Source organism: Frankia alni ACN14a, from assembly GCF_000058485.1.
In the GTDB taxonomy this organism is placed as follows: domain Bacteria; phylum Actinomycetota; class Actinomycetes; order Frankiales; family Frankiaceae; genus Frankia; species Frankia alni.
The window spans coordinates 148,887-173,757 of record NC_008278.1 but is presented as its reverse complement, the minus strand read 5'-3'; the positions used below and the strand labels follow the sequence as shown (position 1 = coordinate 173,757).

20 protein-coding genes and 1 riboswitch are annotated in these 24,871 nt (G+C 73.5%); of the genes, 11 read left to right on the top strand and 9 right to left on the bottom strand.

Annotation, left to right across the window (positions count from 1 at the left end):
• Window positions 1–105 precede the first annotated feature (105 nt).
• Both FRAAL_RS00810 and FRAAL_RS00805 read left to right on the top strand, forming a co-directional pair.
• Window positions 106–699, top strand: coding sequence for a TetR/AcrR family transcriptional regulator (locus FRAAL_RS00810; RefSeq protein ID WP_231861445.1), 594 nt, complete (start codon window positions 106–108; stop codon window positions 697–699).
• A gap of 7 nt (window positions 700–706) precedes the next feature.
• A complete protein-coding gene (locus FRAAL_RS00805) occupies window positions 707–1,438 on the top strand; it encodes a histidine phosphatase family protein (RefSeq protein ID WP_011601435.1) in 732 nt (243 codons plus the stop codon).
• A 108-nt stretch (window positions 1,439–1,546) separates the two neighbouring features.
• Here the strand turns inward: FRAAL_RS00805 and FRAAL_RS00800 are convergent, their stop codons facing one another.
• Complete coding sequence (locus FRAAL_RS00800) at window positions 1,547–2,026, bottom strand: DUF3052 family protein (protein ID WP_011601434.1); 480 nt, start codon at window positions 2,024–2,026, stop codon at window positions 1,547–1,549.
• Between the two features lie 75 nt (window positions 2,027–2,101).
• A riboswitch (S-adenosyl-L-homocysteine riboswitch) is annotated at window positions 2,102–2,177 on the top strand.
• A 14-nt stretch (window positions 2,178–2,191) separates the two neighbouring features.
• On the opposite strand from FRAAL_RS00800, the gene metH reads away from it, so the two are divergent.
• From metH to FRAAL_RS00780, 4 genes are all read left to right on the top strand, one after another.
• A complete protein-coding gene (gene metH / locus FRAAL_RS00795) occupies window positions 2,192–5,884 on the top strand; it encodes a methionine synthase (RefSeq protein ID WP_041938631.1) in 3,693 nt (1,230 codons plus the stop codon).
• 350 nt (window positions 5,885–6,234) lie between these two features.
• Window positions 6,235–6,669 carry an SRPBCC family protein gene (locus FRAAL_RS00790; RefSeq protein WP_011601432.1) on the top strand — a complete coding sequence of 145 codons (435 nt, stop codon included), beginning with the start codon at window positions 6,235–6,237 and terminating at the stop codon, window positions 6,667–6,669.
• A 112-nt stretch (window positions 6,670–6,781) separates the two neighbouring features.
• Complete coding sequence (locus FRAAL_RS00785; RefSeq protein WP_011601431.1) at window positions 6,782–8,974, top strand: PI-PLC domain-containing protein; 2,193 nt, start codon at window positions 6,782–6,784, stop codon at window positions 8,972–8,974.
• A 341-nt stretch (window positions 8,975–9,315) separates the two neighbouring features.
• Window positions 9,316–9,978: a hypothetical protein gene (locus tag FRAAL_RS00780; RefSeq protein ID WP_231861444.1), complete on the top strand. Its 663-nt coding sequence runs from the start codon at window positions 9,316–9,318 to the stop codon at window positions 9,976–9,978.
• A gap of 59 nt (window positions 9,979–10,037) precedes the next feature.
• Here the strand turns inward: FRAAL_RS00780 and FRAAL_RS00775 are convergent, their stop codons facing one another.
• The 4 genes from FRAAL_RS00775 to FRAAL_RS00760 all read right to left on the bottom strand — a co-directional run bounded on the left by FRAAL_RS00775 (window position 10,038) and on the right by FRAAL_RS00760 (window position 13,782).
• Window positions 10,038–11,495: a Dyp-type peroxidase gene (locus FRAAL_RS00775; RefSeq protein WP_083866666.1), complete on the bottom strand. Its 1,458-nt coding sequence runs from the start codon at window positions 11,493–11,495 to the stop codon at window positions 10,038–10,040.
• Window positions 11,492–11,713 carry a hypothetical protein gene (locus FRAAL_RS33415; RefSeq protein ID WP_011601428.1) on the bottom strand — a complete coding sequence of 74 codons (222 nt, stop codon included), beginning with the start codon at window positions 11,711–11,713 and terminating at the stop codon, window positions 11,492–11,494. Before FRAAL_RS33415 ends, FRAAL_RS00775 begins: the two co-directional genes overlap by 4 nt.
• 262 nt (window positions 11,714–11,975) lie before the next feature.
• Complete coding sequence (locus FRAAL_RS00765) at window positions 11,976–12,659, bottom strand: hypothetical protein (protein ID WP_011601427.1); 684 nt, start codon at window positions 12,657–12,659, stop codon at window positions 11,976–11,978.
• An 85-nt stretch (window positions 12,660–12,744) separates the two neighbouring features.
• Window positions 12,745–13,782: a nitrilase-related carbon-nitrogen hydrolase gene (locus tag FRAAL_RS00760; RefSeq protein WP_011601426.1), complete on the bottom strand. Its 1,038-nt coding sequence runs from the start codon at window positions 13,780–13,782 to the stop codon at window positions 12,745–12,747.
• 176 nt (window positions 13,783–13,958) lie between these two features.
• Between FRAAL_RS00760 and FRAAL_RS00755 the strand changes: the two genes are divergently transcribed.
• From FRAAL_RS00755 to FRAAL_RS00745, 3 genes are all read left to right on the top strand, one after another.
• Window positions 13,959–15,011: an agmatine deiminase family protein gene (locus tag FRAAL_RS00755; protein WP_041940025.1), complete on the top strand. Its 1,053-nt coding sequence runs from the start codon at window positions 13,959–13,961 to the stop codon at window positions 15,009–15,011.
• A 107-nt stretch (window positions 15,012–15,118) separates the two neighbouring features.
• Window positions 15,119–16,069: a metal ABC transporter solute-binding protein, Zn/Mn family gene (locus FRAAL_RS00750; protein ID WP_041938629.1), complete on the top strand. Its 951-nt coding sequence runs from the start codon at window positions 15,119–15,121 to the stop codon at window positions 16,067–16,069.
• A 224-nt stretch (window positions 16,070–16,293) separates the two neighbouring features.
• Window positions 16,294–17,712, top strand: coding sequence for an MATE family efflux transporter (locus tag FRAAL_RS00745; RefSeq protein WP_063822584.1), 1,419 nt, complete (start codon window positions 16,294–16,296; stop codon window positions 17,710–17,712).
• A gap of 132 nt (window positions 17,713–17,844) precedes the next feature.
• Here the strand turns inward: FRAAL_RS00745 and FRAAL_RS00740 are convergent, their stop codons facing one another.
• Entirely contained in the window at window positions 17,845–18,693 is an 849-nt protein-coding gene (locus tag FRAAL_RS00740; RefSeq protein ID WP_157734255.1) for a dioxygenase family protein, read from the bottom strand.
• Between the two features lie 149 nt (window positions 18,694–18,842).
• Between FRAAL_RS00740 and FRAAL_RS00735 the strand changes: the two genes are divergently transcribed.
• Both FRAAL_RS00735 and FRAAL_RS00730 read left to right on the top strand, forming a co-directional pair.
• Complete coding sequence (locus tag FRAAL_RS00735) at window positions 18,843–19,103, top strand: YlcI/YnfO family protein (protein WP_011601421.1); 261 nt, start codon at window positions 18,843–18,845, stop codon at window positions 19,101–19,103.
• Window positions 19,100–19,411 carry a MazF family transcriptional regulator gene (locus FRAAL_RS00730; RefSeq protein WP_041938628.1) on the top strand — a complete coding sequence of 104 codons (312 nt, stop codon included), beginning with the start codon at window positions 19,100–19,102 and terminating at the stop codon, window positions 19,409–19,411. Before FRAAL_RS00735 ends, FRAAL_RS00730 begins: the two co-directional genes overlap by 4 nt.
• A gap of 29 nt (window positions 19,412–19,440) precedes the next feature.
• On the opposite strand, the gene FRAAL_RS00725 is transcribed toward FRAAL_RS00730, so the two are convergent.
• The 3 genes from FRAAL_RS00725 to FRAAL_RS00715 all read right to left on the bottom strand — a co-directional run bounded on the left by FRAAL_RS00725 (window position 19,441) and on the right by FRAAL_RS00715 (window position 24,825).
• Complete coding sequence (locus tag FRAAL_RS00725; protein WP_050996956.1) at window positions 19,441–20,352, bottom strand: DUF72 domain-containing protein; 912 nt, start codon at window positions 20,350–20,352, stop codon at window positions 19,441–19,443.
• A 58-nt stretch (window positions 20,353–20,410) separates the two neighbouring features.
• On the bottom strand, window positions 20,411–21,379 hold the full coding sequence (locus FRAAL_RS00720) for a hypothetical protein (RefSeq protein WP_011601418.1): 969 nt from the start codon (window positions 21,377–21,379) through the stop codon (window positions 20,411–20,413).
• Between the two features lie 77 nt (window positions 21,380–21,456).
• Window positions 21,457–24,825: an NAD-glutamate dehydrogenase domain-containing protein gene (locus FRAAL_RS00715; protein ID WP_157891940.1), complete on the bottom strand. Its 3,369-nt coding sequence runs from the start codon at window positions 24,823–24,825 to the stop codon at window positions 21,457–21,459.
• Window positions 24,826–24,871: the final 46 nt, after the last annotated feature.

Sequence of the window (24,871 nt, the reverse complement as noted above, 5' to 3'; positions counted from 1 at the left end):
CGCCTCCCATCGCCGGCCGACCACGAGCCCTTCACGGCTACCCGTCCGGGCCCGACCGCTTCCCGCGGCCGGGCCCGCAGCGGCCTGATGTGCTCCAATGTTCCCGTGACGACGTCCGAGATGCGCAGGTCGGACGCGCGGCGTAACCATGAGCGGGTCGTCCGGGCCGCGGTCGAGGTGTTCTCGGAGCTCGGGTTGTCGGCGACCGTGCCGGACGTGGCCGCCCGCGCCGGCGTCGGCAAGGCGACCGTCTACCGCAACTTTCCCAGCCGCGACGAGCTGCTGACCGCCGTCGTCGAACGCCAGCTCCAGTGGTTCGACACGATCGCCACGACCGCGCTGCACGACCCCGACCCGGCGACCGGCTTCGAGATGCTGATCACGAGCTGGTTCGACCGGCTCGTCGCGAACCGGCTGGTCCAGGACGTGATGCGGTTGCGGACCCTGGCCAGCGCGGAGATCCAGATCGATCGCATCACGACCCTCGTCGACCGGGTGGTCGTCCGCGCGCAGCGGGCCGGCGCGGTGCGCCTCGACGTCACCCCCGCCGACCTGCGCACGATGATGAGCGGCTGCGCCCAGCGCCTGGTCGAGACCGGTCAGCAGGACATCGACAGCCGGCTGCGGTTCACCCGCCTCATCCTCGACGCCTTCCGCCCGCCGGCCACCGCGGCCACCCCGGCCGTGCCGGCCGCCTGAACGGGGGGTGAGCGTGGGGGGTCTGGTCGCCGAACTGACGGCGGTCCGGCACGGGCAGAGCGTCGCGAACGTCGCGTTCCCGGCGGCGCGGGCGGCGGGTCGGCTCGACGCGGGCGTGTCGGGGCGGGACGCCGACGTCGAGCTGACGCCGCTGGGACGCGCGCAGGCCGCCGCGCTCGGCCGGGCGCTGGCCGCCGAGCCGCCGATCATCCGGCCGCCCGAGGTCGTCGTCTGTTCGCCCTACCTGCGCGCCCGCCGCACCTATGAGATCGCCGCCGAGGCGGCGGCCCGCGGGGGCCTGGCGCTGCCCGAGCCGGTGATCGACGACCGACTGGTGGACCGGCTGATGGGCCGGTTCGAGCTGATGACGAGGGCCGCGATCGACGCCCGCTTCCCCGCGGAGGCCGAGCGTCGGCGCGCGTCCGGGCAGTGGGACTACCGGCCGCCGGGCGGGGAGAACTTCCCCGACATCGCCCGCCGGCTGGGCGCGCTGCTGACCGACCTGCACCACGACCACGCCGACCGGCGGGTCCTCATCGTCGCGCACGACGCCGTCGTGGTCATGCTGCGCCAGCTCGTCGAGGGGCTGTCCTACGACGAGCTGGGCCGGATCGCCGCCGAGGGCGGCATCCGCAACGCCGGGATCACCCGCTTCACCCGCGACGGCGATCAGCTCACCCTCGCCGAGTTCAACACCGCGACCCATCTCGCGGGCGTCAGCGCGGACGGAGCGGCCTGACCAGCAGCGCGGACCGACCTTCACGGCGATCTGATCCACGGCGACCTGATCCACGGGGAACCTGATCCGCGGGGCGGCCTGACCTGTCGGGGCGGCCGGCATGGCCGGTCAGCGGTGTTCCCGGCGCCAGACGACCTTGAGCCCGGACCAGTTCTCGTCGAGCGCGGCGACCTTGGTGTCGACCAGGCCGCGCGGCAGGGCGACCTCGCGGATGAGGTTCTCGCTCACGTCGCTGCGATGACCGGCGGCCCGCCGGGGCCAGGCGATCCACAGGGCGCCCGCGGGCCGGATCGCCTCAGCGACCGCCGCCACGGCCGCGTGGACGTCGACCTCCCGCCGGCAGAACGCGACGCACACGTCAATCGCCGCCAGGCCCCCGCCGTCGCCGCCGTCGCCGGTGGCGGTGCCGTCGGTGCCGTCGGTGCGCAGATCGGGGATGTGCACCGGCTCGACGCCCTCGGGCAGCTCCGGCACCGCCCACCCGGGCGGCGCGGCGAGGATCACAAGCCGGTGTCCCGGCTTCACCCCCAGCTTGCGGGCCAGCGGCGTCCCGGAGTAGCCCGCCCGTCCGACGATGCCCGATCCCATCGCACTCCCTCTCCTCGGCGTCACGCAGCAGGAAGCTGTCGCCACGCGATCACGCCGGCACGGTATCGTCGTTGTCAGGTCGAGAGGCGCTGCAACGGACCCAGGTCCGCCACGCTCGGCCCGCACCGGTCACCAAGGGCGCCTCCCACAACAGGGAGGTGTCTCATGGCTGGAACCGCTTCCGTCGGTGAGGTGGCGGGTCGCCCCGGTACTCGTGACAGCGCGTCCGCGCTGCGGGCGCTGCTCGCGCAGCGGGTGGTCGTTCTGGACGGCGCCTGGGGCACGATGCTGCAGAATGCCGGCCTCACCCCGGCGGACTACCAGCTCGACTCGCTGCGTGACCATCCCAAGGACGTGACCGGCGACCCGGACCTGCTGAACCTGACCCGGCCGGACATCATCCTCGACGTGCACCGGCAGTACCTGGCGGCGGGCGCGGACATCACCACCACGAACACCTTCACCGCGACGAGCATCGGCCAGGCCGACTACGGCCTGGAGTCGCTGGTGCGGGAGATGAACCTGCGCGGGGCGCAGCTGGCCCGGCAGGCCGCGGACGAGGCGGGCGGGCGGTTCGTCGCCGGCTCCATCGGCCCACTCAACGTCACCCTGTCGCTGTCCCCGCGGGTGGAGGACCCGGCGTACCGGGCGGTGACCTTCGACCAGGTCCGCGCCGCCTACGCCGAGCAGATCCAGGCCCTCGCCGACGGCGGGGTGGACCTGCTGCTCATCGAGACGATCTTCGACACGCTGAACGCGAAGGCCGCGATCGCCGCGGCCCGCGAGGTCGCGCCGCAGCTGCCGCTGTGGATCTCGGTGACGATCGTCGACCTGTCCGGGCGGACCCTGTCGGGGCAGACGGTCGAGGCGTTCTGGGACTCCATCGCCCACGCGAACCCGCTGGTCGTCGGCGTGAACTGCTCGCTGGGCGCCGAGGAGATGCGCCCCCACGTCGAGGCGCTGGCCCGCATCGCCGGCACCTACACCGCCTGCCACCCGAACGCCGGGCTGCCCAACGCCTTCGGCGGCTACGACCAGACGCCGGAGGAGGCCGGCCGGCTGATCGGCGAGTTCGCCGCCGCCGGCATGGTCAACATCGTCGGCGGCTGCTGCGGGACGACGCCGGCGCACATCGCCCGGATCGCCGCCGCCGTCGACGGGACCGCGCCCCGCCAGGTGCCCACGCCGACGCCGCGGACCAGGTTCAGCGGCCTGGAACCGTTCGAGATCGGCGAGGACACCGGCTTCGTCATGATCGGCGAACGGACCAACGTCACCGGCTCGGCGCGGTTCCGCCGCCTCGTCGAGGCCGACGACTACCAGGCCGCCGTCGACGTCGCCCTGGAGCAGGTCCGCGGCGGGGCGAACCTGCTCGACGTCAACATGGACGCCGACCTGCTCGACAGCGAGCAGGCGATGACGACGTTCCTGAACCTGCTGGCCACCGAGCCGGAGGCCGCCCGCCTGCCGATCATGATCGACAGTTCGCGGTGGAGCGTGCTGGAGGCCGGGCTGCGCTGCGTGCAGGGCAAGGGCGTGGTCAACTCGATCAGCCTCAAGGAGGGCGAGGAGGTCTTCCTCGACCACGCCCGGCGCATCCGCGACTTCGGCGCCGGCGTCGTCGTCATGGCCTTCGACGAGCAGGGCCAGGCGGACACCACCGAGCGCAAGGTGGCGATCTGCGGGCGTGCCTACGACCTGCTCACCGGCAAGCTTGGTTTCCCGGCCACGGACATCATCTTCGACCCGAACGTACTCGCCGTGGCCACCGGCATTCCCGAGCACAACGGCTACGCCAAGGCGTTCATCGACGCCCTTCCGCTGATCAAGCAGCGCTGCCCGGGGGTGCGGATCAGCGGCGGGATCTCGAACCTGTCGTTCTCCTTCCGCGGCAACGACGTCGTCCGCGAGGCGATGCACTCGGCGTTCCTGCTGCACGCGGTGCGCGCCGGGCTCGACATGGGCATCGTGAACGCCGGCCAGCTCGCCGTCTACGCCGACATCCCCGCCGAGCTGCTCGAACTCGTCGAGGACGTGCTGTTCGACCGGCGCGAGGACGCCACCGACCGGCTCGTCGCCTTCGCCGAGACGGTCAGTGGCAAGGGCACGCAGCGGGTCGTCGACCTGTCCTGGCGCGAGGCGCCGGTCGCGGCGCGGCTCTCGCACGCGCTCGTGCACGGCATCGTCGACTTCATCGAGGCCGACACGGAGGAGGCGCGGGCCGCCGCGGCGCGCCCCCTCGACGTGATCGAGGGCCCGCTGATGGACGGCATGAAGATCGTCGGCGACCTGTTCGGTTCGGGGAAGATGTTCCTGCCGCAGGTCGTGAAGAGCGCGCGGGTGATGAAGCGGTCGGTGGCCTACCTGGAGCCGTTCATGGAGGCCGAGAAGGCGCAGGCCGCCCTCGACGACAGCGCCGCGGGCCGGCCGGCTGCCCGGCGCGGCAACGGGAAGGTTGTGCTCGCCACCGTCAAGGGCGACGTCCACGACATCGGCAAGAACATCGTCGGCGTCGTGCTCGGCTGCAACAACTACGAGGTCATCGACCTCGGCGTGATGGTCCCCGCCAAGGTCATCCTCGACACCGCCGTCGCCGAGGGGGCGGACGCGGTCGGCCTGTCCGGCCTGATCACGCCGTCGCTGGACGAGATGGTCGCGGTCGGCGCCGAGATGCAGCGCCGCGGGCTGAGGCTGCCGCTGCTCATCGGCGGCGCCACCACCTCCCGCCAGCACACCGCGGTGCGCATCGCCCCGGTCTACGAGGCCACCACCGTCCACGTGCTCGACGCCTCCCGCGTCGTCGGGGTGGTCTCGGACCTGCTCGACGCCGAGCGGGCCGAGCAGCTCGACGTGCGCAACCGGGCCGAGCAGGCGCGGCTGCGCGAGCAGCACGAGAACCGCCGGGCGCAGCCGCTGCTCGGTCTGGAGCAGGCGCGGGCCAACCGCGAGCAGGTGTCCTTCGACGAGCTGCCCGTCCCCGCCTTCACCGGACGCCGCATCGTCACGCCGGACCTCACCGCGCTGCGCGAGATGATCGACTGGCAGTTCTTCTTCCTCGCCTGGGAGCTGAAGGGCAAGTTCCCCGCGATCCTCGACGAGCCGGTCGCCCGCGAGCTGTTCGACGAGGCGAACGTGCTGCTCGACCAGATCATCAAGGATGGCAGCCTGCAGGCGAAGGGCGTCTACGGCTTCTGGCCCGCCTTCGCCGACGGCGACGACCTGGTGATCGAGGCCGGCGAGGTGGCGGGCGCCCGCGACGGGGTGCTGCGGCTGCCGATGCTGCGCCAGCAGACGACGAAGCCCACCGGCCGGCCCAACCGCAGCCTCGCCGACTACGTCGCGCCCGCCGGTGACCACCTCGGCGGCTTCGCCGTGGCCGTCCACGGCGCGGACACGCTCGCCGCCGAGTTCGAGGCGCGCCAGGACGACTACCGGTCGATCATGGTGAAGGCGCTCGCGGACCGGCTCGCGGAGGCGTTCGCCGAGTACATCCACCTGGCCGCGCGCCGCGAGTGGTTCGAACCGGACGCCGAGCCGAGCCTCGCGGACCTGCACGCGGAGCGCTTCCGTGGCATCCGCCCGGCGCTCGGCTACCCGGCCAGCCCCGACCACAGCGAGAAGCAGGCGCTGTTCGACCTGCTCGACGCCGGCCAGGCCGGCCTGGGCCTGACCGAGTCGTTCGCGATGACCCCGGCGTCGGCCGTCAGCGGGATCATCTTCGCCCATCCCGAGTCGAAGTACTTCACCGTGGGGCGCATCGGCCGGGACCAGGTCGAGGACTACGCCCGCCGGCGCGGACTCGGCGTCGGCGACGTCGAGCGCTGGCTGCGCCCCAACCTCGCCTACGACCCCGCCTAACAACGGCAACAACAGCGACGACACCAAGGGACGACCGGCCGTAATCGGCCGCACAATCGGCCCCTCGGCTCGGCGGAACGACATCGCCGGGCCGAGGGTGCATATCCGCGGCGGTTTATCCACGGTCGGGCGCGGCCGCTGCGGCAGCCGTCGGCGGAGCCGCCCTTACGCGCGTGACCGGTCGAACACCCGTGACCGAACCGCGTTTTCACACGTTCGGGTGTTTTATGTTTACGATACGCCCAGGTTCTTATACGTTCCGTTTCGCGTCAGGAAAGATCGGCAGTGCTGCCACGATTGGTCGCCGCCGAATCCAGTACGTACCCGGAATATGTGGAGGACCTGCCATTATGGCCGATCACGTCTCGTCCACGATCGTCATCAAGGCCCAGCCCGCGGCGATTCTGGCCGTCATCGCCGACATCAGCCGGTATCCCGACTGGTCGGAGCCGGTGAAGTCCGCGGAGGTCATCGAGACCACGCCGGCCGGCCTGCCGGCGAAGGCCCGTTTCCAGGCGAAGACGACCTTCGGCAAGGAGGACTACGCCCTCGTCTACGACTGGGTCGGTCCGAACTCCGTCACCTGGACGATGCTCGAGTCGGACCGGGTGCGCACGCTGGACGGCAGCTACACGCTGACCGATCTCGGCGACGGCAGCACCGAGGTGACCTACGACCTGACGGTCGAGCTGAAGGTGCCGATCCCCGGCCTGCTGCGCCGCAAGGCGGAGGACAAGCTGGTCGAGTCCGCCCTGTATGACCTGAAGACCCAGGTCGAGCGGTAGGCCGTCGAGCGGTAGGTCACCGCCCGCCACCGGGCGGCCCACCGATCAGGGGAAAGTGTGACCCCGGTGCCGTGGCGGCATCGGGGCCATCCCGACCGGGCATGTCCCCACGGTGCGCCGCCTCGACGTCTCCGCCGCAGCCGTGCGGCGCGTGCGGGCGTGGACAGCCCTGGCGCTGGCCGTGGCGATGGTGTGCTGGCCGGTGGCGGTCGTGGCGCTGACGACGAACCTCACCGTCCAGCGCGCCGCCTACTACCGGCAGGCCGTCGACGAGACCGACCTCTACCGCCGGCTCTACGACGAGGTGCTGGCCGACCCGGCGCTGGCCGGCGTCACCCGGGACCTGCTCGCCGGGCTGCCCGTCCCGCCGGACGTCGTCGTCGACAACCTGCGGCTGGTCGCGCCGGCGGCGGCGGTGCGCGGCGCCGTGGACTCCCTCAGCGCCCAGATCTCGGGTTATCTCGCCGGCCAGCGCCCGGCGCTGACGCTCAGCGTCGACCTGCGCCCGACGTTCGCGGCGATCGCGAAGCTCGCCACCATCTACCTGGCCGGGCAGGTGTCGGGCACGCCGACCTTCCAGGCCCACGACGTCGCCGCCGTCACGCAGGTGCTGGTCGGCGGCCTCGACCAGATGGCACAGGGACGCCGACCCGCCGGAATCCCCACGATGGACCTGACGGGCGAGCAGGCCGACCAGATCGGCTCGGTGCTGCTGGCCCGGCTCCCCGACGCCGAGCGGGCCCGGGTCGGCGGCCAGGTCGTCGGCCTGCTGAGACAGGGGAAGGTGCCGGCCGCGCTTGCCGTGGTCGGGCCCCTGCTGTTCCAGGGCGACGAGGCGGCGCTGGCCGACCTGCGCCGGCGGCTGGCCGGCGACCAGCTCGACCTGGGCACGCCGCTGGCCCGTGCGCACGAGTCGGCCGGCGTGGGCCTGCTGCACGTGCTGCACGACCTGGGCCGCTACGGCACGGTCACCGTGGGAGCGCTGTTCGCGGCCGTGGCCGTGCTGGCGGTCCTGCTCGCCGCCCGCCGCGCCCGCTGCCGGCGCGGCGACACGATCCTGCTGGTTGCCGGGGGGATGGTGGTCGGCGGGGCCGCCGCGCTGCTGCTCGGCCTGCTGCTGCCCACCCTGGTCGGCGACCCGACGGCCGGCGTGGTCGGCGCCAACCCGACGCTGCCTCTGCGGGCGCGGGATCTGCTGCACGACCTGCAGGCAAACATGATCGGCAGCATCCGCACGGTGTGGAGCCAGGTGGCCGCGGGAGTGGCGCTGGCGGGGTGCCTGCTCGGTCTCGTCGGCCTGTTCGTGCGGCGCCGGCGCCGGCCGTTCACCCGGCGCCGGTCGGTGGTCATGGCGGCGTCCGCGGCGGTGCTGCTGAGCTGCTCGTGGCTGGTGACACCGGCGCGGTTCGGCGGGGAGGCGGCGAGCTGCAACGGTGGCCGGGGGCTGTGCGGGCTGCGCTACGACGAGGCGGTCTACGCCGCCAGCCACAACGCCATGGCCTCCAGCGCCGCCGACTTCGTCGGTGCGACGCAGGATCCGGACCTCGTCGGCCAGCTCGACACCGGCGTGCGGGCGCTGCTGCTCGACGTGCAGCACTGGACGACGCCGACGCAGGTGGAGACCTTCCTGGCGGGCCTGCGCCCGCGGGAACGCGACGCGCTGGCGCCGCTGGCCCGGGGGGCCCGCTCGGCCCGGCCCGGCCTGTGGCTGTGTCACAGCGTGTGCCAGTTCGGCTCGGTGAACCTCGAGGACGCCCTGCGCTCGGTCGACGACTGGCTGGCACGCAACCCGTCCGAGGTCGTGACGCTGATCCTGCAGGACTCGGTGCCACCCGGGGAGGTGATCGCCGCCTTCCGCCGGGTCGGGCTGCTGCACCGGATCGTGACGCCCCCCGCGGACCCGCACGGGCGCTGGCCGACGCTGGGGCACCTGGTCGCGACCGACCGCCGGCTGGTGGTCTTCGCGGAGAACGCCGACGTGCCGAAGACCTGGTATCGGCGGTTCTTCCGGTACGGGGCGGACACGCCGTTCGACGTGCCCTCCCCGGCGGGGTTCACCTGCCGCGTCGGGCGTGGTTCTCGCACCGCGCCGATGCTCCTCGTCAACCACTGGGTGGAGGGCGACGATCCGGGCCGGACCTACGCCGACTCGGTGAACCGGGAACCCGCCCTGCTCGCCCACCTGCGCCGCTGTGAACGGGCTGGCCTGACCCCGACGTTCGTCGCGACCGACTTCACCACCATCGGCGATCTCGTCCCGACGGTGGCCGCGCTGAATGCCCGGCGCAGCCAATCCCCCCGCTGACCCGCCCCTTTTCCGCCGGATCCTCCGAGAGCGCATTTATCAACGGTTTCCGGGGAGTCGCCATCTTTTTCCCAATGGACGACGGCGGGCGGTGGTGCGTACCCGGTCAACCGGTTTATCGCGACGCTCCCGGGTATCCGGGAACGGAAAGTCTCGCCGACCACGGCCAACGGCGCCCCGGACGGAAAGAAGGTCCCGAGATCTCGCCGACCCCACGCCGATCCGCGCACGGCGACCCGGCGACGCCACGGGCGGAGGTGGATACCCGGACGCATCGGCCCACGTCGCCCGCGGCGCCTGGAAGCGCTCGCGGTACGGCCAGGTCCTGGCTGACCCTCGCCGTGCTGGCCGCGCTCGCGATCGCGGTGATCCTCGGCGGCCGGTCGGGCGGCGGCGGGTCCCGGCAGCCCGCCCTGGTGGTCGGCGACTCCATGGTCACCGTCGCCGCCAGGTCCACCGACACGGCCCCGGTCCGTCTCGTCGGCTACTCGGGACTCACCCCCGGCGTCTACGCCGACGCCACCTCGCCGTTGATCTCCGATGACCTGGCGGCGGCGGGCCGGCCGCGCACCGTGGTCCTGAACTGGAACGGCAACAATCCCGGCAACCTCGACGGCACCCAGCTCGTCGCCACCTACCGCACCGAGCTGACCGACCAGATCCGCTGGTACCTGCGCCACGGGGTGCGGCGGATCGTGCTGGCGGCGGCCGTGCCGTCCTCGTTCAACAGCACGTCCGGCCAGGTCGACTGGACGACGCCGGCCTCCCGCCTGCACGGCTGGATGCTGGGCAGCGCACGCCTCAACGACCTGTACCGCGAGCTCGCCGACGAGTTCCCGGGCCGGGTCCACTACTCGGAACGGGCCGCGCGGGCGATCCATCCGGCGATGGCCTTCAACACCGAGCTCAACGGCCACCGGTGCATCGTGGACTTCGTCCATCCCGCGCCGTACTGCGCGCAGCGCTACGCCCGGGCGCTGGTCTCCCTGGCCGCCGGGCACTGAGCCGTCCGCGACACCGAACCGTCCGCCGGCACCGAACCGTCCGCCGGCACCGTGCCGGCTCAGGCCTCCTCCAGCAGGCTCTGGCCGAGGTAGCCGCCGGCCGGCGGTGCCGGCGGGACGGCGAACAGCGCGCTGGCCGTGTGCCGGATGAACGTGTTCAGCGCGTCGGAGGCCGCGAGGGTGCGCTGCACCGGCACGAACGACGTGCGCGGATCGGCCTGGAACGCCAGGAAGAACAGCCCGGCGTCCGGCTCGCCGGCGGCGTCGAGGCCGTCGTCGTAGGAGTAGCCGCGGCGGAACATGGCGACACCGCCGTGGAACTGCGGGTTGGACAGGCGGATGTGGGCATTGTCGGCGATCAGGGGCCGGCCGTCCGGGCCGCGGGCGGCGAAGTCCGAAGCCGTGTCCTCGCCGCCGCCGGCGGCCGCGGGCGGTGCGGACAGCGGCGCCCCGTCGTCGATCCGGCGCCCGACGACCTCGCCGCGGGCGTCCTCGGTCAGCCGTTCCCAGCTCTCCAGCAGCATCCGGATCCGCCGGCACACCAGGTAGGTCCCGCCGCGCATCCAGGCCGGGCCCCCGGCGGCCCACACGGCGAGGTCGAACTGGGCTGAGCCCGGCCGCGGATTGTTCGTGCCGTCGAGCTGCCCCATCAGGTTGCGCGGGGTGGCCGTCGGGTCGGCGGCCGCCGCCGCGGTGCGCTGGAAGCCGCGCTGCACCCAGCGGGGCCGGACCAGGCCGGCGGCGAGCCGACCGAGCTGCCGCGCCGCGGCGAACGCGACCATCGGATCCTCGGCGCAGACCTGGACGGCGAGGTCCCCGCCGCCGCGGGCCGCCTCCAGCCGGTCGCCGGGCAGGGCCGGGATGTCCGCGAGCGGCCCGGGGATGCGCGCGTCGAGGCCCGCCCGGCGCAGCCCCGCCGCCCCGATCCCCACCGTCACCGTCAGCCCCGCCGGCCCCAGGCCCGCCGCCTCCCGACCCATCCCCGCGGCACCGCTCCGGACCACACCGCTCCCGACCACACCGCCCTGGGACACGCCGCCCTGAGGCAGACCGCCCTGAGGCAGACCGCCCTGAGACGCACCTCGCATCAGCGTCTGGCCTCCGTCGGTCCAGGCCCGCAGCACCGCGCCGAGGGCCGCCCGGGCCGCCACCGGATCGGTCGCCGTCAGGTCGTAGGCGGTGAACACCAGGTGGGCGGGCGCGCGCGCGGCGATGCCCGGCTGGTGGACACCGTCGCCCGCCACGGGGGCCAGCACCGCCCGGCGGACCGCTCCGACCGGATCGGCCCGCTCGGGGACCAGCCGCTGCGTCCCCACGGTCACGCCGGTGCCGGCCCCGGCACCCAGGCCGAACAGCCCTGCGCCGGCGAGCACCCGACGCCGGTGCAGCCCGGGTCGGCGATCCACGGCCGGAGCGGCCGGGACGGCGGGCGGAGCGGCCGGGTCGGCGGGCGGAGCGGCCGGGTCGGCGGGCGACGAACCCGGCGCCGGCCGGTCCGACGTCTCCCCGCCGTTCACGCAGCGCTCCCCAACAGCAGCGGCAGGTCGTGGGCGTTGTCGCGGAGGTTGTCGCGGAGGGGAACTCCGTCGGGCATGGGAACTCCAGGTGTGAGGGCGTGGCGGCCGGTACCCGCGCCGTCGGCACGGTCCGGGACGCAGGTGCGGGGATGCCTCGGGGGCGCCGGGGTCGCCTCGGCGCTCGGGATGCCCACTGGCCGCACCGCCCCCTTCGTCACATTCTGTGATCATCTGTGCGCAGAATCATGCCGAGGGGTAGGTACGCTTCTGGGCCGCAGAACCGTGCCGAAACCTCGGCACGATCTGGCCTCGATCTGGCCTCGATCTGGCCGGAAACGGCGGCGGCTGGCGGGCTGGCGGCAGTGGTCGGGCGGCGCGGACACGGCTGGCAGGCCGGTTACCCAGGGTCACGCGAGGTTCGGAGCCACTCGTCCTGGCTCAGGATCGCCGGGGTGAGGCGGACGGTGGGTCCGGGCCGCGTCAGCAGACCTGCGGAGGGCCTCGGCGGACGACGCTGTGGCGCAGCCCGGCCGGGCGCGGCCAGCCGGCGGGCGGCATCGCCGGGCGTGGCCGGCGGCGGGCGATGCCGACCGGAGCGGGGGCGGCCGGCGATCCGAGCAGCCTGCACAGGCCACGGGCGAGCACTCCCACCAGGGCACCGGTGACGCCCACGGCCGCGTCGAGGCGTCGCAGCCACCAGGCGGTCAGCCCCGCCACCAGCAGGTGCGCACCGGACATCGCCAGCAGCCCACCGCCGTGCGCCATCGCGGGCATCAGCGCCGGATGAGGCGCCGCACCACCGACGGTCGCGAGCAGGCCCTCGCGGCGCAGCAGCGCCGTGGCCGCCGTGGCGTGCGCGCCGGGCGCCGCGCACAGCAGCCGGGACAGGTCCGGACCCGAGGCGGCGCCCGGCCACGCACCGAAGGCGGCGTGCAGCCCTGCCTGGGTGGCCGCCATCAGGCCGACGACGAGCGGCAACGACGGGGCCGGACCGGCGCAGACGCCGCTGACCACCGTCACGGCGACCAGGCCGGCGAGCAGCGCCCACGGTGCTGGGGCCGCTCCGTGGGCGGCAACGTGCGCGACCACGCCGAGGGCGACGCACACCGCGCCGAACACGCCGGCCCGCAGGCCTCGCGCGACCGGTCCGGCGGATGCCTCCACGCCGTGACAGTCTAGGTGATCCCCGCCCTGGGTTCTACGACCCGTCGAAGATCGGTGCGCGACGTGAGGTGAGTCCGGGCGCCGATCAGCGGCCGTCGACGCCGCCCGCGCCGGGCTCGGCCAGGCCGGCGTAGGCGTCGGGACGGCGGGTGGCGAGGAACGGGAACAGCGCCAGCCAGTCGCGGCGCTGGTCCAGGTCGAGGTCGGCGACCAGCACCGCCGGGACGTCCCGCGGCGCCCGGACCAGCACCCGTCCGTACGGGTCGCTGATGAACGAGCTGCCGTAGAAGGTCAGGGCGCCCTCCGTGCCGACCCGGTTGATCGTCACCATGAACGTGCCGTTGGCGATCCCATTACCGACGATGACGTTGTGCCACAGCGGTTCGGTGTCGAAGCCGGGATGATCGGGCTCGGAGCCGATCGCGGTCGGGTACACCAGGACGTCGGCGCCGGCGAGCGAGTACGCCCGGGCCAGCTCCGGGAACCACTGGTCCCAGCAGGTGGGAAAGCCGAAGCGCCCCTGCTGCAGCTCGACGACCGGGAAGCTGTCCGCCCCGGCCGGCCCGGGCCGGAAGTACCGGTCCTCGTGGTAGCCGGCGGTGACCGGGATGTGCATCTTGCGGGTGCGGGCGAGCAGCGCGCCGTCCGGCCCGACGACGATGGCGGTGTTGAAACCCAGCCCGTCGGGCCCGTCCGCCCGCTCGTAGAGCGACATGTGCACGGCCACGCCGAGCTCGGCGGCGAGACCGGCGGCGAGGGTGCGCGTCGGCCCGTCGTCGACGCTCTCGGCCAGCGCCGCGGGCCAGGTACCGCCTCCCGCGGGCCGGGCGCCGACCGCCGGGAGGCGCCCGTCCGGCACCCGTACGTCCGGCCCTCGGTCTGTCGGCGGCTGGCCCTCCGGCGGCACGTCGGCGAAGTAGCGCGACAGCGTCAGTTCCTGGAAGCAGACGAGCCGGGCGCCGAGCTCGGCCGCGGCGACCGCGCCCGCCCGCAGCGCGGCGGCGTGCTCGGCCGGGTCGGGATGCCAGCGGTGCTGCACCGCGGCGATCCGCAGCGGCGCGCGCGTCGGCGGCGCCACCCGGGCCGGCGAACCGGGCACCCCGATGCTGGTGATCGTCAGCATCCCCCGATGCTCTCACGCCCGGCACGCCCCGCCGGCCCCCGCCGGCCTCGCCGCACCCCGCCGGCCTCGCCGGCCCGCGCGGCACCACGCCGTGCCCCGCCCCGTCTCGGCTGCGCCCCGGCCGCGCCCCGCCGCCGGTCGGCGGCCGGCGGGTCGCGGACGTCGCGCCTGCGATGATGACCGCCGTGCCCCCCGCTCCCGCCGCCCGTCGGATGCCGGCCGAGTGGGAGCCGCATGCCAGGACCTGGATGGCGTTCCCGCCCCCGAACGACACCTTCGGCGCGCAGGGCTCCCCCGGCCTCGCCGCGGCGCGCTCCGCCTGGGCCCGCGTGGCGACGACGATCAGCCGCCACGAGCCGGTCACCCTGATCGCCGGCCCGGATCAGGGCGCGACGGCGGCCCGGCTGGTCCCCCCCGCCGTCACCGTGATCGAGCTTGCGCTGGACGACGCCTGGATGCGCGACAGCGGCCCGACGTTCACGATCGACGGCGACGGGCACCTGGGCGCCGTCGACTGGGTCTTCAACGGCTGGGGCGCCCAGGACTGGGCGCGTTGGGACGCGGACCGGCTGCTGGCCACGGCCGTCGCCGCGCGGGCCGGCGCGGTGGCACGCCACTCGGCGCTGACGAACGAGGGCGGCGGGATCGCCGTGGACGGTGCCGGCACCGTGCTGCTGACCGAGACGGTCCAGCTCGACCCGCACCGCAACCCCGGCTGGGACCGCGCCCGGGTGGAGGCGGAGCTGCACGCCCAGCTCGGCACGACCCGCGCGATCTGGCTGCCGCGGGGCCTCGCCCGCGACTATGACCGGTTCGGCACCCGCGGGCACGTCGACGTCGTCGCCGCGTTCGTCCGGCCCGGCCTCGTCGCCGTGCACAGCCAGCCCGACCCGGCGCATCCCGACCATGCCACGACCCGGGAGCTGGCCGCGCTGCTGCGGGCCAGCCACGACGCCGCCGGCCGCCCGCTGGAGGTCGTCGAGATCGCGGCGCCCACCGTGCTGGAGGTCGACGGGGGCCCGGCCGGCTACTCCTACCTCAACTACTACGTCGCCAACGGCCTGGTCGTCGCCGGAGTCTTCGACGACCCCCGCGACGCCGACGCCCTCGACCTGCTCGCCCGGCTGTACCCGACCCGCCGGGTCGAACCCGTGGACGCGCGGGTGATCTTCGGCCACGGCGGCGGAATCCACTGCATCACCCAGCAGCAACCCCAGGTCCTGCGCTGACCCGACCGCCGAGCCACCCGCGGCGCGGACGACCCGACCCCTCTTATTGACATCCGTTTTCGGAATCGTTTTCATCAGGGGTGTCCGCTCTGCGAAGTGAGGATCCCGTGCCCGTCATCCCCACCCCCACCCGGCTCGCCGCCGGGGTCGCCGGCCTGGCCCTGCTCGCGGCCCTCCTGGCCGGCTGCGGCTCGTCCTCCGCCGGAAGCGGCAACGCCGGCGCCGGCGGGCGGCTGCCGGTCGTCGCCACGACCAGCCAGGTCGCCGACTTCACCCGGGTCGTCGGCGGGGACCGGGTCCGCGTCGCCCAGTTGCTGAAGCCCAACGTCGACCCGCACGACTACGAGCCCACCCCGGCCGACATCGAGGCGGTCGCCGACGCCAAGGTGCTGGTCGAGAACGGCGTCGGGCTGGAGAGCTGGCTCGACGACGCCGTCGGCGCCGCCGGCTTCGACGGCATCCGGGTCGACGCGAGCCGCGGCGTGACCATCCGGGCCGGCAGCGGGGACGAGGAGAAGGCCGGCGACCCGCACATCTGGCACAACCCGCTCAACGCCAAGATCATGGTCGCGGACATCGAACGCGGGCTCGCCCAGGCCGATCCCGCGAACGCCGGCTACTTCCACGCCAACCGGATCATCTACGACAAGAAGCTCGACGTGCTCGACGGCGACATCCGGCGTCAGATCGCCACGATCCCGCCGGCCGACCGCAAGCTGGTCACCAACCACGACGCCTTCGGCTACTACATCGAGCGCTACGGCCTGACCTTCGTCGGCTCGATCATCCCGAGCTTCGACACCGCCGCGGAGCTGTCCGGCAGCAACATCCGGACGATCGTCGACAGGATCCGCAGGACCGGGACCAAGGCCGTCTTCTCCGAGTCGTCGCTGCCGCCGCGGACCGCGCGGACCATCGCGACCGAGGCCGGCGTGCGGGTCGAGGCCGGGGAGGACTCGCTCTACGGCGACTCCCTCGGCCCCGCCGGCTCCGACGGGTCCACCTACCTGCAGATGGAGGAGCACAACACCCGCGTGATCGTTGCCGCGCTGCGCTGAGCCGCCACCGTGCCCGCCCGCTTACCCAAAGATGACAGTTACGTCACGGTAGAGTCGGGACCGGCATGGGCGGAGCCGCGGCGACGTGATCGGACGAGGCCGGGGGCCGAGCGCGGCAAGGCGCGGCCGCCGGCGCGCAGAAGACCCGTCCGACCAGGACTTCGGGCCGTTCGCCGGCGCCCGCCTGTCCCGCGGAGACCCCGGACGGGCGCGAGGGAATCGACGTGGATGACGACGTGAGGCTCAGCGCGGACCGCGCAACCGGCAGGGGCGAGTGGGTGCCGCAGCCTCGGCACCCCGACCACCCGGTCCGACTCGGCGACGCGGTCACCTACCGTGATCTGGCTCACGTGGACATCCCGGCGGAGCCCGCGCCCGCGCCCCCGCGGTCGAGCAGCCGGGTCACCGCGCTGTGGACGGTCGGCGACCAGGTGGTGTCGAGCGGCACCAACGCGGCGATCAACTTCATCATCGCCCGCCGGGTGGATTCCAGCGAGTTCGGCGCGTTCGCGATCGCCTACACGATCTTCGCGATGATCGTCGGGTTGGCCCGAGCGGCCGGGACGGCGCCGCTGGGGATCAGCTACGCCGACGTCCCGGCGACGACGTTCCGCTCGGCGGTGCGGGCCGCGGCCGGCACGGCGCTGGCGCTCGGCGTCGTCGTCGGCGTGGGTCTGCTCGTCGTCGGAGCCGCCCTGCGCGGCGCGGTGGGGTTGAACCTCGTCGCGATGGGCGTGATCATGCCAGCGCTGCTCGTGCAGGACGCCTGGCGTTACGCCTCGTTCGCCCAGGGCCGTCCCCTGCTCGCCGTCGGTAATGACCTTGTCTGGGCGGCGGGGCTGGCCGTGGGGGTCGGCCTGCTCGCCGCCGGTTCGGACACCGGCGGCGGGGCGGCGGCGATGGTGCTGGTCTGGGGGGCGGCGGCCGCCCTCGCCGCGCTGGTCGGCGTCGCGCAGCACCATGCCTGGCCCGATCCGCGGCGCGCGCTGGCCTGGTTCACCGGCCACCGCGAGACAACCGGCTTCATGACCGCGGAGTTCATCTCGCTGCAGGGCGCCCAGCAGACGTCCACCCTGGTCATCGGGGCCGTCGGTTCCACGTCGCTCGTCGGGGCCCTGCGCGGGCTGCAGACTCTGCTGGCCCCCACGACGAACCTGGCCGTCGCGCTGATGAGCTTCGCCATCCCCGAGTTCGCGCGGCGCAAGCACATGCCCCCCGGCCAGGTCATCCGCGGCGCCTACCTGGTCTCCGGGCTCGTGGTCGTCTCCAGCTCGCTGTGGGGGCTGGCGTTCATGCTGCTGCCCGCCGACTTCGGCGCGGCCCTGCTCGGCGACACCTGGGGACAGACCCACGACCTGCTGCTGCTCGCCGTCGTCGCGCAGGTGGGCCCGGGACTCGCGGTCGGCCCCGCCGCGGTGCTCTATGCCTTCGGCAAGACCCGGCTCACCTTCTGGATCAACCTGTTCTTCGTGCCGTTCCTGCTGGCCTGCCCGGTCACCGGCCTGCTGGTCGGCGGCGCCAGAGGGGTGGTCATCGGCAACATCATCGTGTTCTGGGCGACGATACCGCCCTGGCTCTACTACCTGCACCGCCAGGTCCGCACCGCCGGCGGCGCCCACGCCGAGGCGACCGGTCCGAGGTAGCCACCCCCCACTCCACCAGTACGAGTGACTCCATTGGGCAGGTATGGAGTAGCCGTCAAGGCCGCCACGCGAGACCAATCGCCCCTTACGTAACTGTATCGTGGCCGGGGCTCGGAACAGCGGGGCGGCCGGTCAGGCCGGGACGTCGGCCGTCGCCGCCGCGCCGAACTGGACCGAACGCATCGAGTTGCCGTACCAGAAGCCGTGATGCGGGAAGATCACCGGCCCGGGGGTGTCGAGAGCGGCGCCCAGAGCCACGAACAGCGGGACGAAGTGTTCCTGGCTCGGCAGCGCCCGGCGCACCCCGGGAGCGCGGTCGCGGTAGTGCACCAGGGCATCGAGGTCGCCTCGGCCGAGCGCGTCGGCCACCCAGGCGTCGAAGGCGGCCACGTCGGGGTGGGGGCTGCTGTCCGGGTTCGACAGGTCGGCGTGGCCGGTGGAGTGGGTGAGCAGGCCGGTGGCGAAGATCAGCACGCCGTCGTCCCGCAGCGGCGCCAGCCGCCGGCCGAGCTCCAGCAGGCCCACCGGATCCTCCGTGGGCAGGGAGATCTGCAGCACGGGAACGTCCGCGTCCGGATACATGTAGATCAGCGGGATGAAGGCCCCGTGGTCGAGCCCGCGGTCGGGCTGCGCGACGAGCGGCTGGCCGGGACCGAGCAGACGGGCGACCTCGGCCACGAGGTCGGGAGCCCCCGGAGCCGGGTAGCGCAGCTGGTAGAAGCGCTCGGGGAAGCCGTAGAAGTCGTAGTACAGCGGGACGGGCGTGGTCGTCGCGCCGTACGCGATCGGGTTCTGCTCCCAGTGCGCGGAGATCACCAGGATCGCCCGGGGGCGCGGCAGCGCCCGGCCCCACGCCGCGAGCTCGGCGGTCCAGTGCGGATGGTCGATCAGCGGCGGGGCGCCCTGGGTGGCGTAGATCGCGGGCATGCGCACGCCGCCGGCGGCGGACTCGAGCGGGGAGGAAGCAGACGCGGTCGACACTGGTTCGTGCTCCTTGTCCTCATGAACTTGCCGCCATGAAACAGACCTTCAGCGTACGGAGGCACAGCACGGCTGGTCAGCGAACTGGCACGTGTCCCGCATCGCTCATGCGCCATGCCATGACAGCAGATCTTGCTAGCATGAGTCGCATGAGCCGGACGATCACACTGCGTCTCTCGGACGAGGCCTACGAGTCGGTCCGGCGCTACGCCGAGGCCGACCAGACCTCGATGAACGCGTGGATCGAGGGCGTGCTCGACGCAGAGGACATGCGCCGGCGCTGCGCCGCGCACGGGGCCTGGCTGCGGGCCGACCCGGCCGTGGCGCAGGCGGCCCTGGCCTTCGGGGAGGCCAACCAGCAGGACCTCGCGGCGACCGGACATCCCGGCCTGACCGACACCGCCCCGTGAGAGCACCACGGCGCGGGGAGATCTGGACCGCGAACACCGGCCCGACGCCCCAGGCCGTGCTGGTGCTCAGTTCCACCGTCTACAACGAGATCGTCGACGAACCGACCGTGCTGGTTGCCCTGGTCGTGGAGCACGCGACCGGCGAGGGGTTCTGCGTCGACCTCGGCGGCGGCCTGTGGGCCGTGATGGGCCTGGTCACGTTCGTCGCGAAGGCCGGTCTCGTCGCCTGCCTGCGCTCGGTCGACACCCAGGCGCTGACCAGCGCCAACACCATGCTGTTCAAGATCCTCGCCACGCCCGAACGCTGAGGCGGCCGCGCTCCCGGCCGCAGCCGGGCTCAACGCCCCTCGGCCACGACCGGGTTCGCGCCGTCGAGTGCGGCCAGCAGGTCGGCGAGCTGGCGGGCGTTACGCTGCGCGTAGTCGGCGCAGCAGTTGTTCATGAGCACCTGGGTGCGGGCGGCGGCGTCCGCCAGCCGGCGCAGTTTCGGCGCCCAGTCCTGCAGCTCCTCCTCGCTGTAGCGGTATCCGAAGCGCTCGTGGATGTCGCGGCTCGTCCACTTCTCGCTGTGCCCGTGGAAGCGGACGACCGCGAGATCCGCGGTCGCGGCGAGCACCGGCGGGACCGAGCTCGGGTGGCCCTGGGGCATGTCGACGCAGACGTAGGGAAGCGCGTAGGAGGTGAGGAAGTCGAGGGTCTCGTCGCGGTTGCGCCCGTCCATCCAGGTGTGGTTCCGGAACTCGACGCAGATCCGCAGCGGCCGGCACCGCTGCTGGCATTCCAGGATGTACCGCTTGTTCGCGGCGCTGATCGGGAACCACTGGGGAAACTGGAACAGCACGGCGCCGAGTTTGCCCGCCTCGGCCAGCGGATCCAGCGCGGCGAGGAACCGCTCCCACACCTGATCGACGACCCCGGTGTCGACGTCCTTCAGGTACAGGTTCTTCCGGTCCGCCGGGACCAGGCCCCGCAGATCGGAGTACAGCGCGCCGGGACGGGTCGGATGCCCCGTCAGCAGCGAAAACGCCTTGATGTTGAAGGTGAACCCGGGCGGGGTCCGGGCCGCCCACATCCGCACGGTCTGTTCCGCGGGCGGGGCATAGTAGGTGGCGTCGACCTCGACGAGCGGGAACTGCCGGGCGTAGTAGCGCAACCGCTGCTCGGCGGTGGTGACCTCCGGCGGATACCACCCCGACCGCAGCAACGTCGGATCCGTCCAGGACGCCGTCCCGATCAGGACATCACCCATGCCCGCCACCTCGCCCGCGCCGCTCGACTGCCACGGCGGATACCTGCCCCGCGAGCGGTCACCGACGCCGATCGGTCCGACGCCAGGTCTGGCTCTGAGCCGCAGCCGGAGCCGGAGCCGCAGCCGGAGCCGCAGCCGGAGCCGTCGGGACGTCCGGACCCACAGCTTCCGAAGGAAGCCCTGCGGCGACCTCGGCGGGCTCGACGTGGCTGTGGGCGGCGAGCCAGGCCGCCGCGAGGACCGTGAGCACGAACCCGGTCGCCGCGACACTACCGCTGCCCGACCTGGCGTGGTCGCCCAGCAGGGTCAGTCCGATGAGCGCGGGAGCGACGGTCTCCGCCGTGGCCTGCCCCGCCATGGCGATCGTGACCGAGCCCCGCTGCAGCGCCGCGGCGAACGCGACCATGCCGACCACCCCGTAGACCAGCAGCGCCCAGGACAGCGGATCCGCGACGACGTCGACGAGGGTGTGGTCGGCCTCCAACGCGCGGGCGCACAGCGCCGTCCCGCCGAACGCCAGGCCGGACAGGCCGCCGAGGGCGAGGACGGCGCGCCCCTCGGACAGCGCCCGGCCAGCCCAGAGACAGCCCAGGGCCGTCGGCAGGATGCCGAGCGCGATCAGGACGGCGGCCGTCGACCCCACCGGTCGCGGCTTCCCCGGCGCGGCGGTGACCGCGAGCAGCACCACCCCGAGCCCGAGGACCACCAGAGTGCCCACCTGGGCCCGGCGCAGCCGGAGCCCCAGGAAGACCCTCGCCAGCACGGCCGTCACGCCGACGCTGGCCACCAGGATCGCCTGGACGGCGAACAGCGGCAGGGCCCGCACCGCGACCAGCGAGAGCAGCCAGCCGATCAGGTCCAGCCCCATCCCGGCGAGGTAGGGAGCCTGCGTCGCAAGCCGCACCAGCAGGCGGGGATCCAGGGCGCCGGCGGTCGTCGCGGTCCGGCGGGCGCCGACGCTCTGCAGGATCGAACCGACCCCATAGCAGACGGCGCACGCGAAAGCCGACAGATACGCCACGAACACCCACTCAGCCTAGGGCGCGCTCCCTCAGGGGACCGCGATCCCTCAGGAGACCGCGATCCCTCAGGAGACGAGGTCCCTCAGGAGACGAGGTCCGCCAGGTCGTCGAGCCGGAGCACGACCGCGGCCACCATGGCACTGGTGACCTCCGACGCCTCCTCCACCTCGTCCACCACCGCGCGGACCCGGCCGACGCCGCCGCTGCGGGCGGCCCGCCTGACCGCCGTGTCCAGATCGCCGCCCGCCCTCGCCAGCAGCGCCTCGACCAGCCGGGCATGGCTGCTGGCAAGCTTCGACCGCAGCGACGCCTTCGCCATCGTCTCCCAGTAGGAGTCCCCGGGTCGGTCGACGATGCGGGTGGTCAGCCGGCCCAGCCCGAGCCGAACGCCGAGGTCGAAGTACTCGGTCAGCACCTCGGTCACCGCGATGTCGTGCTGCAGCGCCACGTCGACGATGTCGAGGGCGTTGACCATCACCTTCAGCCTCGCGACCTGCTCCGCCGCGCGCAGCGGCAGACCCGCGCCGAGCAGGCGGCGCCGCACGGTCTCGATGGCGTCGAGTTCCTCCCGGGCGCCCAGGCGGCGCAGCGTCTCCGGCAGTGCCATCGCCACCTCGCTGACGCCGTCGTAGTACCGCATGGTCTCGGCGGTCAGGTCCAGCGGCCTCGGCCGCCGCCGCAACAGCCACTGGGCCGCGTACTCCTGCAGCATGCGGCACTGCAGCAGGGCCTCGACGGCGGCGTCGACCCGGTCGCCGCCGGGCACGTCGCCACGGCGGCGTGCCCGCGACGGCGTTCCGGCGGCCGGCTGGTGATGGCCGTCGACCGCCTCCCAGACCCAGGCCAGCCCGAACAGGTCCCGGGTGATGAGGAAGGCACGGACACCGTCAACCGGCAGCGCACCGGTCAGTTCCTCCAGCCGGAACAGGAAGCCGGCGCCGACCCGGTCGACGAGGTCGTTGGCGAGCTGGGAGGCGGCGATCGCCCGCCACAGCGGATGCCGGTCAAACCGCGGACCGATCAGGGGACGGAGCGTGGCCGGCAGGTAGGCGTCCAGCGCCTCGGCGGTCGCCGGCTCGGCCAGCAGGTCCGACCCGACGAGCTCGCCGACGACCTCGCGTTTGCCGTAGGCGTGCAGAATGGCGATCTCGGGACGGGTCAGCACCGGGCCCCTGCCCATCCGCGCGCGCATCACCTCCTGGTCCGGGACGGGGTCGACGGACGGGTCGAGGATGCCCGCGGAGACGAGGTGACCGGTGAGCCGAGCCATGCCCTCGACCGACTCGGCGGCCTGCCGTTCGGAGACGCTCAGCGACAGCACCTGCCGGGCAGAGTCGGCGAGGACCAGCTGCACGACCTCGTCCGTGGCGGCCGCCAGCAGATCGTCCCGCCCAGACGGGTCCACCGGGCCAGCACCCGGCGAGCTCCCACCGATCGGCCCGGGCACGCGGCCGGCGGCAGCAAGACCGATCTTGAGGTTCACCTCGCGGTCCGAGCAGTCGACGCCGGCCGAGTTGTCGATGAAGTCGGTGTTGCACCGGCCGCCCGCCAGGCAGTACTCGACCCTCGCCGGCTCCGTCAGGCCGAGGTTGCCACCCTCGGCCACGACTCTCGCACGCAGTTCGGACGCGTCGACCCGGCAGCGGTCGCGTGCCTTGTCGCCGACCGCGTGGTGGTCCTCGCGCGAGGCCTTGACCCAGGTGCCGATTCCGCCGTTCCACAGCAGGTCGACCGGCGCCCGCAGGATCGACCGGATCAGCTCGTCCACGGTCAGGCATTCGGCGTCCACCCGCAGTCGGGCCCGGATCTGCGGGGACAGCGGGACCCGTCGGGCCGACAGCGGAAACACTCCGCCACCGGCGGACAGCGCCGACCGGTCGTAGTCGTCCCAGCTGCTGGTGGGCAGCGCCGCAAGCCGCCGCCGCTGCGCGTACGAGCGGCCGGGGTCGGGGTCGGGGTCGAGGAAGAGGTGTCGGTGGTCGAACGCGGCGACGAGGCGCAGCTGGTCCGACTGCAGCAGCCCGTTGCCGAACACGTCCCCCGACATGTCCCCGATCCCGACGACGGTGATCGGTTCACCGTCGGCGTCCACCCCCAGCTCGGCAAAGTGGCGCCGCACCGACTCCCAGACGCCCCGGGCGGTGATCCCCAGCGCCTTGTGGTCGTAGCCGGTCCGGCCGCCGGAGGCGAACGCGTCGCCGAGCCAGTAGCCGGACTCGACGGCGATCGCGTTCGCGAGGTCGGAGAACCGGGCCGTGCCCTTGTCCGCCGCGACGACGAGATAGCTGTCCTCGCCGTCATGACACACCAGCCCGGGCCGGCGGACGGTGACCCCGTCGGCCCGGTTGTCGGTCAGTGCCAGCAACGCGCGGATGAAGGCCGTGTAGCAGGCTCGGCCCTCGGCCTCCCGCTGCCGCGGGTCGTCCGGGGGGCGCCGCAGGACGTAGCCGCCCTTGGCCCCGTCGGGCACGATCAGCGCGTTCTTGACCCGCTGTGCCTTCATCAGCCCGGCGATCTCGGCACGCAGGTCCTCAGTACGGTCGGACCAGCGGATCCCGCCGCGGGCGACCAGCCCGGCGCGCAGGTGCAGGGCGTCGAAGCGCGCCGTGCTCACGAAGACCTCGGCCGCGGGAAGGGGACGCGGCAGCCACCGCAGCCGGCCTGGGTCGAGCTTCACCGCGAGCGCCTCGCCCGGCAGGTAGTAGGTGGTGCGCACGACGGCGAGCACGACGTCGCGCAGGCGGGTGAGCAGCAGGTCCTCATCGACGCCGGCAACCGTGTCCAGATCGCGGTCAAGGCTGGCCGCCAGGTCCGCGGCGCCGGCCGGGCCTTCGGCACCGGGACGCATCCGAGCGTGGAACAGCGCGACGAGGTCCCGCGCGATGGACGCGCGCGCGGTCAGCATCCGATGCGCGTACGCCTCGCTCAGGGGCAGCCCGGCGTGCAGCAGGTACCGCAGCAGGGCGCGTAGCAGCGCAACCTCGCCGGCGGCCAGCCCCGCGGTCAGCACCAGCCGGTCGAGTGGGTCGCTGTCGGCCCGCCCCGCCCAGATCGCCCTCAGCGTCTCGCCCAGCTCGCCGACCTGGGCGAGCGCCTGGGTTGCCAGCTCGGGGGGGCCGAGAATCCGATACTCGTCGACGCTGACGGTTTCGCCGGTTATGCACCCATCGCCGAGGCCGGCTGACTCAAGAGGATGTTGGTCCTCGGCCCGCAGGCCGAGATTGGCGAGCATCGGGACGACGTCGGCCAGCGGCGGGCCGGCGCCGCGCCAGGCGAGCCACAGTGCAAGCGGGCAGCTGCCGTCGACCCGCCGCACCGCCAACCCCGGCGCGCCCTGCGTGGCCAGGGCGGCGCGCGCCTCGTCGGCCGCGGCAGGACGGCCCGACGCGGGGGCGCTGTCCGCTCCGCCCACTCCGGCCGCTCCGCCCGCTGATCCGATCGAGGCGCTCATCGCATCTCCCTGACGGCCACGGATCGACCACACGAATAACAACTCA

What these genes read in the sequence shown, in the direction of transcription:
- FRAAL_RS00800 (WP_011601434.1), bottom strand. Translation starts at nt 2,026, where the DNA reads ATGGGATCGGGCATCGTCGGACGGGCGGGCTACTCCGGGACGCCGCTG.
- metH (WP_041938631.1), top strand. Translation starts at nt 2,192, where the DNA reads ATGGCTGGAACCGCTTCCGTCGGTGAGGTGGCGGGTCGCCCCGGTACT.
- FRAAL_RS00790 (WP_011601432.1), top strand. Translation starts at nt 6,235, where the DNA reads ATGGCCGATCACGTCTCGTCCACGATCGTCATCAAGGCCCAGCCCGCG.
- FRAAL_RS00760 (WP_011601426.1), bottom strand. Translation starts at nt 13,782, where the DNA reads ATGCTGACGATCACCAGCATCGGGGTGCCCGGTTCGCCGGCCCGGGTG.
- FRAAL_RS00755 (WP_041940025.1), top strand. Translation starts at nt 13,959, where the DNA reads ATGACCGCCGTGCCCCCCGCTCCCGCCGCCCGTCGGATGCCGGCCGAG.
- FRAAL_RS00735 (WP_011601421.1), top strand. Translation starts at nt 18,843, where the DNA reads ATGAGCCGGACGATCACACTGCGTCTCTCGGACGAGGCCTACGAGTCG.
- FRAAL_RS00725 (WP_050996956.1), bottom strand. Translation starts at nt 20,352, where the DNA reads ATGGGTGATGTCCTGATCGGGACGGCGTCCTGGACGGATCCGACGTTG.
- FRAAL_RS00715 (WP_157891940.1), bottom strand. Translation starts at nt 24,825, where the DNA reads ATGAGCGCCTCGATCGGATCAGCGGGCGGAGCGGCCGGAGTGGGCGGA.